The following is an 18,133-nucleotide window of genomic DNA, read 5'->3' as shown; positions in this document are numbered from 1 at the left end:
GACTACGGAATAGAGCTTCAATTTACAAACTATAGGTAAGGTGGGGTAATGATGGTTCAATGTTGTTCAAAGGACGACATAATTAAGAGGTTAAGAAGGATAGAGGGCCAGGTTAAAGGAATTCAAAAGATGGTGGAATCCGACCAAAACTGTTCAGACATTTTAATTCAAATTGCAGCAGTCAGGGCAGCCATTAATAAAGTTGGAGGGCTTATACTAGAAAATTACTCAAAATCCTGTATCGCAAAGGCAGCTTCACAGGAAATGGACAATGAAAAGGAAATAAGTGAATTGATTGATGTTATCTTAAAGTTTATGAAGTAAGCTCTTGGGGGAATTTATTTATGGAATATGTTAATGGCTTAGATGCTGATTTAGATGATACTTTTAAAGCCTTTTGTGCTGGTTTTTCAGACTATATTATTAAGTTCAGTATATCAAAAGAGGATTTTATAAGTAGATTTTTTGGTCCAGAAGGAAATAGCTTAGAACTTACTTATGTTGCTTTAGATGATAAAAAACCGGTTGGAGTTATATTAGGCGGAATAAAGGAATTCGATGGTATAAAAACGCTAAGATGTGGTGCATTAGCAGTTCATCCCGAGTATAGAGGCAAGGGTATAAGTCAAAAACTATTTAACCTTCATAAAGAACAAGGTTTATTAAACGGATGTAAACAACTTTTTTTAGAAGTTATTGTTGGAAATGACAGGGCGATAAATTTTTATAAAAAGCATGGATATGAAAAGATATATGATATTTCTTATTTTAAATTAGAGGATATAACAAAAATTAAAGATTATAACAATACCTATGAATCATTAGTAAAAAGAATTAGTTTTGATGAATTTGAAGTTTTTTATAGACAAATTAAAGGTGTCCATGTAAATTGGCAAAACGATATTGATTACATAAAAAAATCCAGTAATAATATGTTTTATGGGACATATTTTGGAAAAGAAAACAAATTGATTGGAGTTTTGTGTATTAATAATTATGGTAAAGTTAGTTATATTTGGGTTGAAAAAGAAAATAGAAACAATGGTATTGCGTCATCTATGCTAAAGGCTGCTGTTAATGAACTGAATTTATCAAAAATATTTTTTAGTTTCCCTAATAATTGTTTGTTAGAGAATTTTGTTAAGAAAAAAGGTTTTACACGAGATAAGATTTCACAATATGAAATGTATTTAATAGTATGATTGCTTAGCCTCATTCTTGGTTAAAATATAAATGAAAACCATAGAATGAGGTTTGATTTTACCTTAATTCTAATGAATAAATATTTTCAATAATACATATAAAATGCAATTTTTTCTTGATTAATGTCGATTAAAAATTTATAATGAAATTAGAAAATTGCAAAAATTTTTGAAAGGATGTGTTCTAATGAGCCTTGAACATGTTAAAAGAATCGATTCAGAAGTATATGAATACATATTAAAGGAAATGGAAAGACAAGAAAACAAGATTGAGCTTATTGCATCAGAAAATTTTACAAGCAAAGCAGTTATGGAAGCACAGGGTTCACAACTTACAAATAAATACGCTGAAGGTTATCCAGGAAAAAGATACTACGGTGGATGCGAATATGTAGACGTTGTTGAAGATTTAGCAAGAGAAAGATTAAAGAAAATATTTGGAGCAGACCATGCTAACGTTCAGCCTCATTCAGGTTCACAGGCAAATATGGCAGTATACATGGCTGTTTTAGAGCCAGGAGACAAGGTTCTTGGAATGAATCTTTCCCATGGTGGTCATTTAACACATGGAAGTCCAGTAAATTTCTCAGGTAAATTATTTAAGTTTATATCATACGGAGTAAATGAAAATGGATTCATTGATTATGATGAATTAAGAAAGATGGCTATAGAAGAAAAGCCAAAAATGATAGTTTCAGGTGCAAGTGCTTACCCAAGAATAATTGACTTCAAGAAGATAAGAGAGATTTGCGATGAAGTTGGTGCATATATGATGGTCGATATGGCACATATTGCAGGATTAGTTGCAGCTGGACTTCATCCAAACCCAGTTGAATATGCAGATTTTGTTACAACTACAACTCACAAGACTTTAAGAGGACCAAGAGGTGGAGCAATACTTTGTAAGGAACAATATACAAAGCTTATCGACAAAACTATATTCCCAGGAATTCAGGGAGGCCCACTTGAACATGTTATAGCTGCTAAGGCTGTGTGCTTTAAGGAAGCCATGAGCGATGAATTTAAGGAATATCAAAAAAGAGTTGTAGAAAATGCTAAGGCTTTAGCAAATGCTCTAATGGACAGAGGATTTAACCTTGTTTCTGGTGGAACAGATAATCACCTTATGCTTGTTGATTTAAGAAACAAAAAAATTACAGGAAAGGACGCAGAGCACCTTCTTGATGAAATAGGAATAACAGTTAATAAGAATACAATACCATTTGACCCAGAGAGTCCATTTGTAACAAGTGGCATAAGAATAGGAACACCAGCTGTTACAACTAGAGGCTTCGGAAAAGAAGAAATGGTTGAAATAGCGGATATTATCAATTGGGTAATAGAAAACAGAGATGCAGACCTAACTCCAGCAAGAGAAAGGGTTAAGGCATTAGTTAGCAAATTTAAATTATATGCGTAATAAGGAGCCAGGAAACTGGCTCTTTTTTTAAAAACTATAATTTTCCATAGTATTTACATTTATTTTATGTTAAGATTGTTATAGTTATTTGTGGGGGTTAGGGATATGAGTAATCATAAAATTGTTGGATTTCTAAACAAGAAAATAATTGATATGTTAGGAATTGATATTAAAGAAGGGACAGAAATTATATTAGGTGAATCAAACATAGAACACATGAAAATAAAGCATCCTAATGATTATCAGAAATATGGTGACAAAATAATAGAAATTATCAATACTCCCACATATGTGTGTAAACATCCCAAAAAAGATTCGATTGAGTTTATTAAAGTCTTTATTAATGAAAATAATGATCACGTATTAGTTGCAGTTAGAGCTTCAGGAAAGGGAATATTATATGTTAGAACGTTATTTGTTATGAGTTTAGATAAGGTCGAAAAATACAAATCAAAAGGAGCATTTAAATATTATGATTAAATTATTATATTGAAATTATAAAATTATTAATATATAATAAAGTTAGAAAGCATAGAATAAATAAAGGAATATAGAGGGCGGAACAGGTAGCCGCCGCCACGCATACTTGCGGTTGGAGATGTAGATTACCACCTACCTATATTCCGGATCAAGTGCCACAGCTAGTTTGCTGTGGCATTAAGTTTAATAATGTTAAATTTGCAAATAATTTTTAATTATAAATGTTGGGGTGGTTTTATGTGTGATACTTTAGTTGCTTTGAAAAATTCTACTAAGAATGGTTCAGTGATTTTCGGAAAAAACAGCGACAGAGAAAAGGACGAGCCGCACGTTATAATCAGAGTCCCAAGGAAAAAACATGAAAAGGGTGAAAAGGTTAAATGCACCTATATTGAAATCCCTCAGACAGAAGAAACATATGATTGCATATTGTTTAAGCCTTCGTGGATGTATGGTGCTGAAATGGGGGTTAATGAGTTTGGAGTAGTGATAGGGAATGAAGCAGTTTTTACTAAAGAAAAGCAAGGACCTCCTGCTCTTTTGGGGATGGACATTCTAAGGCTTGCACTTGAGAGGAGCAAATCATCGCTTGAGGCAGTAGAGCATATAATTTACTGTATTAAAACTTATGGTCAAGGCGGCAAATGCGGATATACAAAGAATTTAAGGTATCATAATAGTTTTATAGTGGCAGACTTTAAAAGTGCATACAAGTTAGAAACTGCGGGGAAGGTTTGGGCGTTGAAGAAAATTGAAGACTATGACAGCATATCTAACACAATAAGCATCACCGATGATTATGATATGCTAAGCAGTGATGTTTTAGAAGAAGGTTTTGTTTACACAAAAATTCTTAACCGTAAAAATTTTGATTTTAAGGCTAGATATGAAAATAAAATAATTGCAAAAGTTGCTATGGGTGATTTTAGAAGAAACAGAACCAGATCCCTTTTAAAAGAGAAAAAAGGAGAGCTAACAGTTATTGATTTTATGAACATCTTAAGACATCATGAAAAGGACGGCTGTAATCCCTTCAACGGCTCTATGAGAAATGTATGTATGCACCAAAAAAGTATTATTTCAAGCGAAACAACAGGCAGTATGATTGTAGAATTGAAGGAAGGACAAATAAATATATGGGCGACAGGAACGTCGCTTCCATGTCTTTCGTCATATAAACCACTTTGGTTTGTAGATAGCGATGTATTTATTTATGAGCATGATTTAAATAAGGCCGTTGATTACTGGAAGATACAAAGAGAAATAATAAAAGAAGTTGAAGATGGAAAGAAAGATAAAAAGAAATACTTAGAAAAGATTGATGAATTTGAAAAGATGCTAATTAGTAAAGCATCTGAAGCAAAGACAGATGAAGACAAGAAGGAAATAATGAATTTTGCCTGGAGATAAAAGGTGTTTGTTTTTTAGCCCCATGAATGATTTCAAAGATGCCTTTTGAAAATCATTGCATGGGGCTCTTTAAATAACTAGTATATTAACGATTATCTTGGTTCTCGAAATATTAGTTATGATAGAATTTGAAAAAGTGCAACGATATATTTAATAATCTCGTCTAATAGGTGAAGGGAGGGTTAGAAGTGGCTGATCAGCAAAAAGATGCTCGAGCAAGCAGGATAGAAAGTTTGATTGATAAATACGGGGATGATGTTTTGAGAGTGTGCTATGTCTATACAAAGGATTATTCAGCGGCACAGGATTTGTTTCAGGAAGTATTTATCAAGGTTTATAATAAATTAGACAGCTTCAGGGGAGAATCCAATGAAAAAACATGGATTATCCAGATTGCTATAAATACGTGTAAGGATTATTTGAAAAGTGCATGGATAAAAAGAATTGTTTCGTTTGAATTTAACGAAGAAAATGAAGCTAGCTCAAATACTGAAAGAAGTGTTATAGAAAATATTGAGAAACAGGAGATAATGAAATCGGTGCTAAAATTATCTTCTAAATTAAGGGAAGTGATTTTGCTTTATTATTATTTTGGATATAGCAGCAGTGAAATAGCAAAGATAACAGGTGTTACAGAATCGGCAGTAAGAAGCAGGCTCATGCGTGCAAGGGAGGACCTTAAGCAATTTTTAGAAGAAGGAGGTCGCAGCATATGAATGAAGATAGGGAAAAAATAAATTTAAGCAGTTTAGATAGCATAAAGGTCACTTCTGAGTTAAAACATAAAACAATAGAAAGATGTAAGGGGAGGGGAGCAAGTATGATGAGTATATGGAAGATTCTTTCATCTAAGGCAGCAGTTGCATTTGCTCTTGTTTTAGCAGTAACCGTCAGCACAACTTCGATAATGATAAATAAATCTAAGACGGTTGGAAATTCAAATGACTATTCTATGGAGAGATTAAAAAGTAAAGAGCAGCTTGTAAGCATGCTTGACAAAGTATATAAAAATAATGGACCAGGAACAAGGGATTTATATTTAGGCGCTGAAATGGCAAAGACCGCAGCTGATTCAAATAGCCATTCTAAAACAAACGTCCAGGTTGAAGGGGTAGATGAGGCGGATATTATAAAAACAGATGGAAAGTATATATATTCTATTAATCAATACAAAAACGAGCTTTTGATTTTTAAGGCAAATGGCAGGGCTGAATTAGTTAAAAGGTTTAACCCAAAGGAGTTTTTAAATGGAAAAGAGGTTGCGGAATACAATAAAGACTACCAGAGGGAAATTTATGTAAGAGAAATGTTTATTTACGAAAAGGAAGATAAAAAATACCTTGTTGTTATGTCTTCGGTAAATAGATTTAAGCCAATAAATCAATCAACCGGTGGTCAAGAGATTCAACCTTTAACAAAGGATGCTAAGATAGGGATATTGCCCTACAGATATGGTATAGATACAACACTAGTTTCAATTATAGATATATCAGACCTAGAGGCGTTTAAGACTGTAAAGCAGTTTGAAGTTTCAGGAGGTTTAATGTCAAGCAGAGTAAATGGAAGTAAGCTTTATATGGTAACGAATAAATGGACTGACTTTTACTTCTATAAGCAGGAAAAGCAGGGAGATATTCTGCCATTCTATATTGAACATGGAGATAATTCATATAAATCAGAAATTAAGCCGGAAAATATAATGTATAACAAGAATAATGTTGATTCAAATTTTACTGTAATTGCTCAAATTAATCTTGATGAGCTAAAATTAAACACTCAGGCTATACTTGGAAATTTTGACAATATGTATATGTCAAAGGATAGTTTATATCTGACATCCTTAAGAGGAGAGGAAATAAAGGCCGATTCACAAAACGGCAATGACGCAGCAGTAGCTTATTATAAAAATAAGACTATAATTTATAAGTTCAATTTAAAGGATGAAGTTGAATATGTAGCACATGCTGCAGCAGATGGGTTTATAATAAATCAATTTTCAATGGATGAATATGACGGTTATTTTAGAGTTGCAACTACAGAAGATACGTATTCTGAAAAAATTATGCATACAACAAACAGTTTATATATATTCGATAAGAATATGAACATTACAGGAAGCATTAAGGATATAGCACCTGAGGAGAGAATCTATTCAACAAGATTTGTTGGTGATAAACTTTATATGGTAACATTCAAACAGGTCGACCCATTATTTGTGATTGACCTTAAGAATCCAAGACAACCAAAGATATTAGGTCTTTTAAAGATACCGGGATACAGCACCTACCTTCATCCATTAGATGATAAAAACTTGATAGGATTTGGGATGGATACAGGGAATTTAGGCGAAAGAGTTGTTAATAAGGGAATGAAGATAGCTCTGTTTGATATATCAGATATGGAAAATCCAAAGGAAAAGGCAAAATTAGAAATAGGGGGAAAAGGAACCTACTCAGAATCACTTTATAACCATAAGGCTTTAACAGTTTATGACAAATACAATCTTTATGCCTTTGACTTGTTTGAAACAAGGGATGATGATTCATATATGCCTTCCTTTAGAGGATTAGCACTTTTAAGGATACAAGAAAATGGGATAAAACTTTTAGGTAAGATATCACACGCAGACCTTGTTGAGAAAAATGAAAATGGAGACTATTATTTTATGGACTACGGTTACAGGGCAGTGTTTATTGAAAATTATATGTATGTTGTTTCTAATGTGGGAATAAGCGTAATGAATTTGGATGATATGAGCACGGTTCAAAGGGAAAAGATATAATTTAATAATGATTAAGGGGACAGCTCTATTAATAAGGCTGTCCCTAAAATATATTTAGGTTATTTTAGAAGTGATAAAACTGTTTATTTAAGAATCATTGCTCCAGATTTATTTAGAAATATCTCAATTTCACTATTGTTAAGATAAACTGTTCCAATGAAGCTGTGTTTTGAATTTTTACTTTTAACCGAATGAAAATCCGAACCTGCCGTATAAAATGAGAATCTTGTCAATGCAAGAGTTATAAAATAAAATGTTGTTCTTAAGTTAGTGTTTGAGTATTTAGCTTCAATACCGTCAAAGGGTAATTTAAGTATTTGATTAATGTTATTATTTGAAATTCTCATAGGATGAGCTAAAACAACTGATGCACCAAATGATTTTAATAAATTTATTCCTTCAAGAACAGATAATGCTCCTTCTTTAATTTCTATGTTTATAAAGTTTTCTAATATTTTTTTTGCTTTTTTATATCTATGCAATTTAATGAGATGTAATATTTCTTTAAATGTGTCATCCTGATACATATTATTTTTAAAGTAACCTAATAGATGAACGCTTTCATTATTAAATCTAGTTGAAAGTTCAACAGCTGGAATTACTGAGACATCGTATTTTTTACCTGCTTCTATTGCTTCTGATATCCCTGATGTCGTATTATGATCAGCAATTGCAATTACATCTAATCCATTTATTTTAGATAAAATAATTATTTCAGTAGGGCTATACTTACCGTCAGAAGCATTAGAATGAACATGAAAATCGCCTTTATTTAACATAATAAACCCCTAAAAATTGATTCTATAAATATTTCCTCCATATTTCATACAAGGCTGGTTTAATTTTTTTAACATCATCTAGAAACTGTTCTTTATACCCTAAATCAGATAAACCCGACAAAATTAAATAGGGAAATACAGTTCTTTTTTTTAGCGATTTTGCTGTATCAATAACTTTTGATTTTCCAGAGGGAGTCAATATTATATGAAATAATGCACTATCTAATCTTTTAAAACCAACATATTTCATTGCTTCATATATTTCTATAATCATTATGGAGATATTAATACTAAGGGGATTACAAGTCAAATATTTATCTAGTTCTGTCCCATTGATAAATTCACGTATAATAAAATTATCACCGTATGAATATAACCTTGGAAAGTGAGGATCTTTTTGTGCTATAATCAGGGATTTAACTTCATCATTACATGATTCTTTATTCTTAAAAATTTTTATGCACATATCTGAATTAATTTTGTAAACTTTACCTTGAGTTCCCTGACCAATTAATTGTAGATTATTAATATTTATACCTTCAAAGTATTTTATAGAAATCACCCTTGAAAGCTTTATTCATATTAATATATGTATAATAAAAATAAATTGTGAGGTGAAATTTTTATTTATAATACTTTCACCTGGTTATTAATTGAAAAATATAGTAAAATATTATTAAGAACAAGCATAGGGGTGTTGTTATGGGGGGGACAAGGTTTAAAAATCTGATAATAATTTCATTTGATGCGGTTTGTAAAGATGATTATGATTATTTAATCACTTTACCAAATTTCAGTGAGTTTTTGAAGGGGTCTAATAATACCTTTGATGTAGAGTCTGTTTATCCAACTCTTACTTATCCAGTTCATGTCAGTATGATGACAGGAAAACTTCCTAATGAGCATGGAGTTGTTAACAATACATTGATACAACCGAATAGAAGAAGACCAGACTGGTATTGGTATAGAAAATATGTAAAATCGGATACAATTTATGATGCAGCAAGAAGAAAGGGGCTTGTAACTGCAGCACTACTTTGGCCGGTTACAGCTAAAGCAGACATAAAATACCATATGCCTGAAATTTTTGCAAATCGTCCATGGCAAAATCAAATCACTATTTCATTATCTTCTGGAAGCTTGTTTTATCAAATAGACCTTGTAAGACGTTTTGGACATCTTTTCAATTCTTTTAACCAACCTGATTTAGACAACTTTGTTCTTGAATGTTCATTGTATACTATTAAAAAATATAAACCCAATTTGATGCTAATCCATTTTACAGATGCGGATACTCAAAAGCATAAATTTGGAGCAAAGTCTAAAGAGGCTTTGGAGGCATTGAAAAGGCATGATATTAGACTTTCAAAGATAAGACAGGCAATCGAGGATGCAGGCATATCAAAGGACACTGTATTGTGCATTCTTGGAGACCACGGTAGTTTAGATGTAGATAAGGAAATAAGACTAAATAAACTTTTTTCAGAACGGGGATTGATAAAGCAGGATAATAGAGGAAGGATAATAGATTATGATGCCTATTTAAAATCCTGCGATGGTTCGGCTTATGTTTATTTAAAAGAGGAAAATCAACGATTAAAAGATAGTGTGCTAAAAGTTATTGATGAGTTTAGCAGATATAATAGTGGAGCCATTGAAAGAGTATTTACAAAAGAAGATTCTAAAACGTTGGGGTTTGACAGTGGAGCCTTTTTAATGCTCGAAGCAGGGGATAAATACAGTTTTTCAAGTAAGAACTTTGGAGACTTGATTACGCAATCGAACTATAAAGCTGTTCATGGACAGCTTCCCTATAAACATAAAACGTTTTTTGCCTTAAGCAATAATGAATTTGATATGAAAAATATCAAGAAGATAACTGATTTTAGCAAAGTTTTTGAGTCTATACTTGGGATAAAATTACAAGGATAGGGGGATTTAATATGAAGCTTAATAAGACTGAAAAGAGTTGGGTGCTTTACGACTGGGCGAATTCTGCTTATTCTATGACTGTAACATCTACTATTTTACCTTTATATTTTAAGATGATTACCGATAATGCTGGTATAGAGAAGAACATATCAACTGCCTACTGGGGCTATGCAAATTCACTTGGAACATTGCTTCTTGCAATTTTAGCACCTATATTAGGAACTATTGCAGATTATAGGGGATATAAGAAAAGATTTTTCAGATTCTTTTTTATGATGGGAGTTTTGTCAACTGCCCTATTGGCAGTTCCAAAGGATGCTTGGCTGGCTCTTCTTGTCATATATTTTATAACTTTAATAGGATTTTCAGGAGCAAACATATTTTACGATGCCTTTTTAGTTGATGTAACTGACGAGGACAGAATGGACAGGGTATCGACTATGGGATATGCACTTGGATATATAGGAAGCACAATACCATTTATAATCTGCATTGCAATAATAATACTTGCACAATTTAATAAAATACCTTTGAATGTTGAGACAGCATCAAGAATTTCATTTATTATAACAGCTGTTTGGTGGGGAGTTTTTACAATTCCAATGCTTAAAAATGTTAAACAAATTCATTTTGTTGAGATAGAAAAAAATCCTGTTGTTTCAAGCTTTAGAAGGATTTATAAGACATTTAAAGAGATTAAAAAGCATAAAACAATATTTGTTTTTCTTATTGCCTACTTTTTCTATATCGATGGAGTAGATACAATAATTAAAATGGCTACAGCCTATGGTTCGGATCTTGGCATAAGCTCAACAAGCCTTCTTATAATACTGCTTGCAACTCAGTTTGTTGCTTTCCCCTTTGCAATACTTTATGGTAAGCTTGCAGAAAAATATACTGGTAAATTTATGTTGTTTGTTGCAATTGGAGTTTATGTTATAATTTGCATTTATGCATATTTTATAAAAACTGCTTTAGATTTTTGGATACTTGCAATGCTTGTTGGAACTTCACAGGGCGGAATACAAGCCCTTAGCCGCTCATATTTTGGTAAGTTAGTTCCAAAGGAAAACTCTAACGAATTCTTTGGTTTTTATAATATTTTCGGAAAGTTTGCGGCTATTATGGGGCCTTTCTTAGTAGGAATTGTAGCCCAGTTAACAGGGAAGACAAACAATGGAGTTTTTAGCATAATAGTTCTATTTATAATTGGAGGATTTATGCTTGTAAAGGTTCCTGTAAATAGAACTGAGGATAGCTCCTTGAATATATGAATAAAAATGGAGCTGATTTTATGATTAATGAAATAATGTTAAAGTTTTATTTGCATAAAAGCATGTACTTGGAGGAGTAATAATGCTAAAAAGAAGTAGATTAATAATATTTTTTATTATTCTAATTATCATTGTTATGTTTGATTTAAGAATTACATTTCAAATTTCATATTACATTAACAATAATCTAAATGCAATTTTAACGGAATATAATAAAGGACTTTACGATTTTTTAAAAAGCAACGATGAAGATGATATTCTCTCTTCGATAAGGATAGCAGAACAGTTTGAGATTTCAAATCAAGAAATATTAATTAATCTTTCATTAACTAATCTTTTATTTAGAAAGCAAAATAAAAAATATATTGATTACATTAGAAATTTGCTGAATTATTCTAGGCAACTTTATGTATCTCCTAAAAATAATAATACATTAAATGAAATTTATAGTATTAATGAACAAATTATTAATCTATCATCAGATGTTAAAACAAAAGGAATATTAAAAACTTTAAGTATGCAAAAACAGATTATTACTCTTGTTGATAAGGCAAATTTTATAATGGCAGACTCTATAAGAAATTAAAAATCCCCAGAATTCTGGGGATTTTTAATGTTGTCTGGATCAAGTTATATAATACGTTGTTCGTTTTATTTGTGGTATAATAATATCAAAATAACTCGAGAGGTGATACTTATGGACGAAAAGCTTAATGCTGATATTATGGATAAATTAACCAAGGTATGCCTATGCAAAGGAATTCCAAGGTCTAGTATAAAGAAGGCGATTTTAGAAGGTGCTGATACTCTTGAAAAGGTTCAAAGAAAAACAGGAGCAGGTTCAGGAGGATGCGGTGGAAAAAGGTGCACTCCCAAGATACTCGAATTGTTAGAGCAGCATAACAATGGGGAGTGGTAATATGATTTGCGAGATTATTTCAATTGGAACAGAGCTTTTGATGGGGGATATTATAAATACTAATGCCCAATATATAGCTAATAGGTTAAAGGAGCTTGGAATATTTGTATATTATCAGACTGTAGTAGGCGATAATGAAGAAAGGCTTAAAAAGGCGTTTGAAATTGCTTATTCAAGAAGCGATATGGTTATAACAACTGGAGGACTTGGCCCTACTAAAGATGACTTATCAAAGGAAGTTGCTGCCAAATTTTTTGATAAAAGATTAGTTTTAGACCAAAATTCTCTTAATAAAATAGAAGCTTATTTTGCCAAAAGGAATCTGAAGTTAACAGAATCTAATAAAAAACAGGCATTTATTATTGAAGGTGGATTAGCACTTGTAAATGACTTTGGAACAGCACCAGGGATGTTCTATGAAGATAACAGTGGTAAAATATTGATTATGATGCCGGGACCTCCGAGGGAAATGGTTCCAATGTTTGAAAATCAAGTAGTTCCTCTATTGGAGCCTCTTTGTGAGGATAAACTTTTTTCAAGTGTAATAAGAATCTGTGGAATTGGAGAGAGCTTTGTTGAAGATAGGATAATTGATCTAATAGAAAATCAAACAAATCCTACAATTGCTCCTTATGTAAAAGAAGGAGAAGTTACATTAAGAATTACGGCAAGGGCAAAGGATGAAAAAGAAGCAGAAAAATTATTGTCACCTGTAAAGAATGAAATAAAAAACAGGCTTAAAGGTTTTGTATATGGGGAAGGGAATACAAGCCTTGAAGACGTTGTGGGTAAACTTTTAATTGAAAAGGGATTAAAACTTTCTATAGCGGAATCTTGCACAGGAGGGATGATAACATCAAGGTTAGTTAACTTTCCTGGAATTTCAGCTTCTTTGGTAGAAGGAGTTGTAACCTATAGCAATGAATCAAAGGTAAATAGGCTAAATGTAAGTGAAGAAACTTTAAAAAATTATGGAGCCGTTAGTAAAGAATGTGCTATGGAGATGGCAAAGGGTGTTGCTTTATCTTCAGGTGCTGATATAGGAATTTCAACTACAGGGATTGCAGGCCCTGCAGGTGGAACAGCAGAAAAACCTGTTGGGCTTGTGTATTTAGGTTTATATTACAACGGAATAACTAAGTGGAAGGAATTAAGACTCTCGGGAGATAGACATAGGATTAGAACGCTATCAACTGTGAATGCGCTTCATTGGCTTATAAATGAACTAAAGGGATTGGAGAGGGAATGATGAACTTTTACAAGGAACTATTAGAAATCATTCTAAAATATTCAGAAGAAGGAATTCACGTTATAGACAAAAGCGGAAACACAGTAATTTATAACAAGGCAATGGCAAATCTTGAGGGTATGAATGAAAATGAAGTTATAGGTAAAAACCTGCTTGAGATATTTCCAAGCTTAAATGAAACTTCGAGCACTCTTATTCATGCACTGAAAACAGGTGAGGCAATAGAAGACAGATACCAGACCTATCTAAATAAAAAGGGGTATCATATAACTTCTGTTAATACTACTCTTCCTATTATAATAAACGATGAAATAGTTGGTGCTGTTGAGATTTCAAAGGATTTTACAAAGGTTAAGGAGCTATATGATAAGATAATTAAACTTTCTAAGAATGAGGAAAAGATTGAAAAGAATGATGATGGATTGAATTTTAGAAATATAATTGGATATAGCCCTAAGTTTATTAAAGCTATAGAATATGCAAAAAAAGCATCAAATTCCTCATCAACGGTTTTGATTTATGGAGAAACTGGAACTGGTAAGGAAGTGTTTGCAAGGAGCATTCACAATGAAAGTCAAAGGAAGAATAAGCCCTTTATAGCAGTAAACTGCGCAGCTCTGCCGGAATCTCTTCTTGAGGGTATATTATTTGGAACTGTTAAGGGTGGTTTTACTGGTGCTGTAGATAGACCAGGGTTATTTGAACAGGCAAATGGAGGAACTCTTCTTTTAGACGAAATAAACTCTATGCCTACAAGCCTTCAGGCAAAACTATTAAGGGTTCTTCAGGAAAGCTATGTTAGAAGAATCGGCGGAGTTAAGGATATTCATATAGATGTTCGAATAATAGCGACAACAAATGAAGACCCCTACACAGCAATAGTTAATGGAAATTTCAGAAAGGACTTATACTACAGGTTAAGCGTAATAAACCTTACAATTCCGCCATTAAGAGAAAGAAAAGAGGATATACCACTTTTTGTAAACCATTTTATAAATAAATATAATTTAAGTCTTAATAAAAATGTAATTGATGTTTCAAAGGAAGTATATGATGCATTTATGTCCTATGATTGGCCGGGTAATGTGAGGGAGCTTAAGAATTATATAGAAGGGGCTATGAACATAGTTAATGAAAATATAATCAAAGCAGAGCATTTTGCTTCACAGGTTCAGGAAAATCTGTTTAAAAGACGGTTTGCTGGAAATGTTGCTTTGCCTAATATAGGGCTTGATGAATATCTAGAGGGAATAGAAAAGAAGATGATAATTAATGCTCTTGAAAATTCAGATTACAATATAACTAAGGCAGCAGAAATTCTAAAAATAAAAAGGCAGACTCTTCAACATAAAATGAAAAAATATAACATAAATATATAATGCTGAAAAATTGGCAGCCAGGTGCAAAAATATTTTCACCTGGCATTTTAAATTTTGTAAGGCGTGAAGTTGTTGAATTGTATATTTTTTGACAATAGCAAAATTTTTTGCACTAAATTTTATAATTTAAATATTTATTTGATGTTGAATAAATATTCAGTAAATTTCGAGTTTTTTAGCAAATTATTAATAATTTTTTTGTTTTCTGCTAATAAAAGTTGGCATGAATTTTGCTAATTAGATTAAATAGAAATTTTTTAAGGGGGTATTCACTATGGAAAAAGTAAAAGTTGTTATGTGGGGAATCGGTGCCATGGGAAGCGGAATGGCAAAGATGATTCTCGAAAAGGAAGGAATTGAAATTGTAGGTGCAATAATTGGAATGCCAGAAAAGGCAAATATGGATTTAGGAGATTACTTAGGAATCAACAAAAAGTTAGGAGTTTTAACTTCAACTGATGCAAAGGCAGTATTAGATTCAGTTAAGGCGGATGTTTGCATAATTGCAACTGATTCATTTGTAAAGAATGTATTCCCACAAATAAAGATGGCTGCAGAGCATAAAATGAACGTGATAACAATAGCAGAAGAAATGTCATATCCACATACTGTTGAACCAGAACTTGCAAAGGAAATGGACAAGATTGCAAAGGAAAATGGTGTTACTATTTTAGGAACTGGTGTAAATCCAGGATTTGTTCTAGATACATTGATAATAGTTCTATCAGCAGCATGCAGAAGTGTAAAGAAGGTAAAGGCAGCAAGAATTAATGACCTTTCACCATTTGGACCAACAGTTATGAGAACTCAAGGCGTTGGAACAACACCAGAGGAATTCGAAAAGGGAATTAAGGAAGGAACAATTGTTGGACACATTGGATTCCAGCAATCACTCCCAATGATTGCAGATGCACTTGGACTTGAAATAGATGAAGTTGTTGAAACAAGAGAACCAATCATTTCAAGTGTATACAGAGAAACACCTCATGTAAAGGTTGAACCAGGAATGGTTGCAGGATGCAAACATATTGCATACGGAAAGAAGAATGGGGAAGTTGTTATTACTTTGGAACATCCGCAACAAATTCATCCACACCTTGAAGGCGTTGATACTGGAGACTATATATGGATAGAAGGAGACCCAAATCTAAATCTTTCAATTAAGCCAGAAACTCCTGGTGGAATTGGAACAATGGCAGTTGCTGTTAACATGATTCCTCATGTAATAAATTCAGAACCAGGATTAAAATCAATGATTGATATGCCACTTCCACATGCATTAATGGCTGATATAAGAAAATATATAAAAAGGTGATAATATGATGAAGGCAAAAAAGGGTGATTGGGTTCAAATTCATGAGGAAGTTTTAAAGCCTCATGAAAGAACTGCAAATATTCCTGAAGATACAAAAAAAGTTCCGGTTGAAATGTGGGTTAAGGGATTTTTAAACCATGATGCTGAAATTGGTGATATTGTTGAAATTACTACCCTAACAGGTAGGGTGGTTAAGGGTGAGCTGGTTGAAGTTAACCCAACATATACCTATGGATTTGGAGAGTTTGTTCCTGAAGTATTACAAATTGGTATTAAGCTAAGGAACATATTGAAGGAAGGTGATGGCCGTGAGTAAGGATATGAGCTATCAGGCTGTCATGTCAAGAAGAAATGAAATAATGAAAAAGGCAGTGGGGCTTGATTATTCTGTTTTTGAAAAGGGCAGGATATCCTTCGACTATGAAAGGATGATGAGAGAAACCGGATATTCCCTACAGGAGATACAAAGCATACAAACAAGCGTTGGAGTTGGGAATACTCCGCTTATAGAATTAAAAAATCTTACAAAGCTTGCACGAAAACTAGCTCCTAAGGGAAATGGTGCCAGGATATTTGTTAAGGATGAATCATGTAATCCATCCGGAAGTTTTAAGGATAGAAGAGCATCGATATCCGTATACCATGCAGAAAAACATGGATATAAGGGCGTTGTAGCAGCTACAAGTGGAAATTACGGTGCTGCAGTAGCATCACAGGCTGCAATGAGAAACTTAAAGTCAATAATAGTTCAGGAGTGCTACGACTCAAGAAAAGTGGGACAACCTGAGATACTTGAAAAACAGAGAAAGTGTGAATGTTTAGGTTCTGAAGTTATTCAGCTTTCTGTTGGACCAGAACTTTTCTACATGTTCCTAAGGGTTCTTGAGGAAACTGGTTATTTCAATGCTTCGCTTTATTCACCATTTGGAATTGCTGGAGTTGAAACGCTGGGTTATGAAATAGCTATGCAGTGCAGAGAAAAAATAGGCAGGGACCCTGATGTTGTAATAGCAACTCATGCAGGCGGTGGAAATGTGACAGGAACTGCAAGAGGGCTTTTAAAGGCGGGAGCACTTGATACTAAAATATATGGTGCCAGCGTAGATTTATCAGGACTTCATATGGCATCGGATAAGGACTTTAACAGAAAATCCTTTACAACCGGCCATACTGGATTTGGTATACCATTTGCAACATGGCCTGATAGGTCGGATGTTCCAAGGAGTGCTGCAAGACCATTAAGGTATCTAGATAAATACTTCCTTGTAAAGCAGGGTGAAGTATTCTATATAACAGAGGCCCTTGCGCAGCTTGAAGGAATGGAAAGAGGACCTGCAGGAAATACTTCTCTTACAGCAGCTTTTGCCCTCTCGATGGAAATGGATGAAGACCAGGTAATTGTAGTTCAGGAAACTGAATATACAGGTGTAGGTAAGCATCATTTATCACAATTGAGCTTTGCAAGAAGCAACGGAATAGAAATAAAGTTTGGAAATCCAGACGAAGAAGTTGCAGGACAGTGCATAATTCTTCCTGAAAATCCAGCACTAATCAAGGCAAGGGAAGTTGACCTTAACAAACTAAGAAGGTCATACATTAAAAACTGCATTGAAAACACTAAAGTTGATGTAATTACTAATGAAGATGCAGAATTCTTAGCAGCTGATACAAAGACTGATTTAAATTTTGTAAAGGCTGCACTTGAGGAATTTGGGGTTAAAATTAATTAACCGACTAAATTTTATTTAATCAAGTAGCTTTAAGGAGTTTAATCGGTTCCATGATATGATTTTAAAGAGGCGCCTCTCATGAGCCTTAGTAACTCTTGCTTTTCGACTTTTCAAAAGACCGTAATTCTGCTCAGGACGAGCAGAGCCGAGCGGACTTCAAGGATGAAGTCTCGCGAGGGTAGGTCTTTTGAAAACAAAGAAAAGCTTAGAGTTTCTTGGCGCAATGAGTGAAGCCTCAAAAATCATATCATGGGGACTGGGA

Annotated in this window: 18 protein-coding genes; 16 read left to right on the top strand and 2 right to left on the bottom strand. The window is 33.1% G+C overall.

Features of this window, described 5'->3' with window-relative positions; translation table 11 throughout:
- The first annotated feature begins 51 nt into the window (after positions 1–51).
- From ABG79_RS06940 to ABG79_RS06910, 7 genes are all read left to right on the top strand, one after another.
- Positions 52–324, top strand: a complete 273-nt coding sequence (locus ABG79_RS06940) for a metal-sensitive transcriptional regulator (protein WP_057978533.1) — start codon at positions 52–54, stop codon at positions 322–324.
- A 20-nt stretch (positions 325–344) separates the two neighbouring features.
- Positions 345–1,202, top strand: a complete 858-nt coding sequence (locus tag ABG79_RS06935; protein ID WP_057978513.1) for a GNAT family N-acetyltransferase — start codon at positions 345–347, stop codon at positions 1,200–1,202.
- Positions 1,203–1,389: 187 nt separating this feature from the next.
- Positions 1,390–2,622, top strand: a complete 1,233-nt coding sequence (locus ABG79_RS06930) for a serine hydroxymethyltransferase (protein ID WP_057978512.1) — start codon at positions 1,390–1,392, stop codon at positions 2,620–2,622.
- A 105-nt stretch (positions 2,623–2,727) separates the two neighbouring features.
- On the top strand, positions 2,728–3,102 hold the full coding sequence (locus ABG79_RS06925) for a PBECR3 domain-containing polyvalent protein (RefSeq protein ID WP_057978510.1): 375 nt from the start codon (positions 2,728–2,730) through the stop codon (positions 3,100–3,102).
- Positions 3,103–3,339: 237 nt separating this feature from the next.
- A complete protein-coding gene (locus ABG79_RS06920) occupies positions 3,340–4,512 on the top strand; it encodes a peptidase C69 family protein (protein WP_057978508.1) in 1,173 nt (390 codons plus the stop codon).
- Positions 4,513–4,700: 188 nt separating this feature from the next.
- Positions 4,701–5,228, top strand: coding sequence for a sigma-70 family RNA polymerase sigma factor (locus ABG79_RS06915; RefSeq protein ID WP_083490365.1), 528 nt, complete (start codon positions 4,701–4,703; stop codon positions 5,226–5,228).
- Positions 5,225–7,294: a beta-propeller domain-containing protein gene (locus ABG79_RS06910; protein WP_057978505.1), complete on the top strand. Its 2,070-nt coding sequence runs from the start codon at positions 5,225–5,227 to the stop codon at positions 7,292–7,294. The genes ABG79_RS06915 and ABG79_RS06910 overlap by 4 nt, the downstream gene beginning before the upstream one ends.
- 83 nt (positions 7,295–7,377) lie before the next feature.
- Here the strand turns inward: ABG79_RS06910 and ABG79_RS06905 are convergent, their stop codons facing one another.
- Together ABG79_RS06905 and ABG79_RS06900 are read right to left on the bottom strand one after the other, a co-directional pair.
- The gene (locus tag ABG79_RS06905; RefSeq protein ID WP_057978503.1) at positions 7,378–8,073 is read right to left on the bottom strand and encodes a PHP domain-containing protein; all 696 of its coding nucleotides are present in this window, start codon (positions 8,071–8,073) and stop codon (positions 7,378–7,380) included.
- Positions 8,074–8,095: 22 nt separating this feature from the next.
- On the bottom strand, positions 8,096–8,635 hold the full coding sequence (locus ABG79_RS06900; RefSeq protein WP_200956804.1) for a hypothetical protein: 540 nt from the start codon (positions 8,633–8,635) through the stop codon (positions 8,096–8,098).
- Between the two features lie 140 nt (positions 8,636–8,775).
- On the opposite strand from ABG79_RS06900, the gene ABG79_RS06895 reads away from it, so the two are divergent.
- The 9 genes from ABG79_RS06895 to ortB all read left to right on the top strand — a co-directional run bounded on the left by ABG79_RS06895 (position 8,776) and on the right by ortB (position 17,871).
- Positions 8,776–10,005 (top strand): alkaline phosphatase family protein, encoded by a 1,230-nt coding sequence (locus ABG79_RS06895; RefSeq protein WP_057978501.1) that lies wholly within the window; start codon positions 8,776–8,778, stop codon positions 10,003–10,005.
- Between the two features lie 11 nt (positions 10,006–10,016).
- Positions 10,017–11,279 (top strand): MFS transporter, encoded by a 1,263-nt coding sequence (locus ABG79_RS06890; RefSeq protein WP_057978499.1) that lies wholly within the window; start codon positions 10,017–10,019, stop codon positions 11,277–11,279.
- Positions 11,280–11,361: 82 nt separating this feature from the next.
- Positions 11,362–11,865, top strand: coding sequence for a hypothetical protein (locus tag ABG79_RS06885; RefSeq protein ID WP_057978497.1), 504 nt, complete (start codon positions 11,362–11,364; stop codon positions 11,863–11,865).
- A 111-nt stretch (positions 11,866–11,976) separates the two neighbouring features.
- Complete coding sequence (locus tag ABG79_RS06880; RefSeq protein WP_057978495.1) at positions 11,977–12,198, top strand: (2Fe-2S)-binding protein; 222 nt, start codon at positions 11,977–11,979, stop codon at positions 12,196–12,198.
- A 1-nt stretch (position 12,199) separates the two neighbouring features.
- Positions 12,200–13,447, top strand: coding sequence for a competence/damage-inducible protein A (locus ABG79_RS06875; protein ID WP_057978493.1), 1,248 nt, complete (start codon positions 12,200–12,202; stop codon positions 13,445–13,447).
- Positions 13,447–14,826: a sigma-54 interaction domain-containing protein gene (locus tag ABG79_RS06870; protein WP_057978491.1), complete on the top strand. Its 1,380-nt coding sequence runs from the start codon at positions 13,447–13,449 to the stop codon at positions 14,824–14,826. The genes ABG79_RS06875 and ABG79_RS06870 overlap by 1 nt, the downstream gene beginning before the upstream one ends.
- A gap of 274 nt (positions 14,827–15,100) precedes the next feature.
- Entirely contained in the window at positions 15,101–16,141 is a 1,041-nt protein-coding gene (gene ord, locus ABG79_RS06865; RefSeq protein WP_057978489.1) for a 2,4-diaminopentanoate dehydrogenase, read from the top strand.
- Positions 16,142–16,148: 7 nt separating this feature from the next.
- Entirely contained in the window at positions 16,149–16,457 is a 309-nt protein-coding gene (gene ortA / locus ABG79_RS06860; protein ID WP_057978526.1) for a 2-amino-4-oxopentanoate thiolase subunit OrtA, read from the top strand.
- A complete protein-coding gene (ortB, locus tag ABG79_RS06855; RefSeq protein ID WP_200956803.1) occupies positions 16,444–17,871 on the top strand; it encodes a 2-amino-4-oxopentanoate thiolase subunit OrtB in 1,428 nt (475 codons plus the stop codon). The genes ortA and ortB overlap by 14 nt, the downstream gene beginning before the upstream one ends.
- Positions 17,872–18,133 lie beyond the last annotated feature (262 nt).

Source organism: Caloramator mitchellensis, assembly GCF_001440545.1.
GTDB lineage: Bacteria > Bacillota > Clostridia > Clostridiales > Caloramatoraceae > Caloramator > Caloramator mitchellensis.
This window is presented reverse-complemented; position numbering and strand designations above follow the sequence as displayed.

What these genes read in the sequence shown, in the direction of transcription:
- ABG79_RS06875 (WP_057978493.1), top strand. Translation starts at nt 12,200, where the DNA reads ATGATTTGCGAGATTATTTCAATTGGAACAGAGCTTTTGATGGGGGAT.
- ABG79_RS06910 (WP_057978505.1), top strand. Translation starts at nt 5,225, where the DNA reads ATGAATGAAGATAGGGAAAAAATAAATTTAAGCAGTTTAGATAGCATA.
- ABG79_RS06920 (WP_057978508.1), top strand. Translation starts at nt 3,340, where the DNA reads ATGTGTGATACTTTAGTTGCTTTGAAAAATTCTACTAAGAATGGTTCA.
- ortA (WP_057978526.1), top strand. Translation starts at nt 16,149, where the DNA reads ATGAAGGCAAAAAAGGGTGATTGGGTTCAAATTCATGAGGAAGTTTTA.
- ABG79_RS06885 (WP_057978497.1), top strand. Translation starts at nt 11,362, where the DNA reads ATGCTAAAAAGAAGTAGATTAATAATATTTTTTATTATTCTAATTATC.
- ABG79_RS06925 (WP_057978510.1), top strand. Translation starts at nt 2,728, where the DNA reads ATGAGTAATCATAAAATTGTTGGATTTCTAAACAAGAAAATAATTGAT.
- ABG79_RS06890 (WP_057978499.1), top strand. Translation starts at nt 10,017, where the DNA reads ATGAAGCTTAATAAGACTGAAAAGAGTTGGGTGCTTTACGACTGGGCG.
- ABG79_RS06940 (WP_057978533.1), top strand. Translation starts at nt 52, where the DNA reads ATGGTTCAATGTTGTTCAAAGGACGACATAATTAAGAGGTTAAGAAGG.
- ABG79_RS06930 (WP_057978512.1), top strand. Translation starts at nt 1,390, where the DNA reads ATGAGCCTTGAACATGTTAAAAGAATCGATTCAGAAGTATATGAATAC.
- ABG79_RS06935 (WP_057978513.1), top strand. Translation starts at nt 345, where the DNA reads ATGGAATATGTTAATGGCTTAGATGCTGATTTAGATGATACTTTTAAA.
- ABG79_RS06880 (WP_057978495.1), top strand. Translation starts at nt 11,977, where the DNA reads ATGGACGAAAAGCTTAATGCTGATATTATGGATAAATTAACCAAGGTA.
- ABG79_RS06905 (WP_057978503.1), bottom strand. Translation starts at nt 8,073, where the DNA reads ATGTTAAATAAAGGCGATTTTCATGTTCATTCTAATGCTTCTGACGGT.
- ABG79_RS06895 (WP_057978501.1), top strand. Translation starts at nt 8,776, where the DNA reads ATGGGGGGGACAAGGTTTAAAAATCTGATAATAATTTCATTTGATGCG.
- ord (WP_057978489.1), top strand. Translation starts at nt 15,101, where the DNA reads ATGGAAAAAGTAAAAGTTGTTATGTGGGGAATCGGTGCCATGGGAAGC.
- ortB (WP_200956803.1), top strand. Translation starts at nt 16,444, where the DNA reads ATGGCCGTGAGTAAGGATATGAGCTATCAGGCTGTCATGTCAAGAAGA.
- ABG79_RS06870 (WP_057978491.1), top strand. Translation starts at nt 13,447, where the DNA reads ATGAACTTTTACAAGGAACTATTAGAAATCATTCTAAAATATTCAGAA.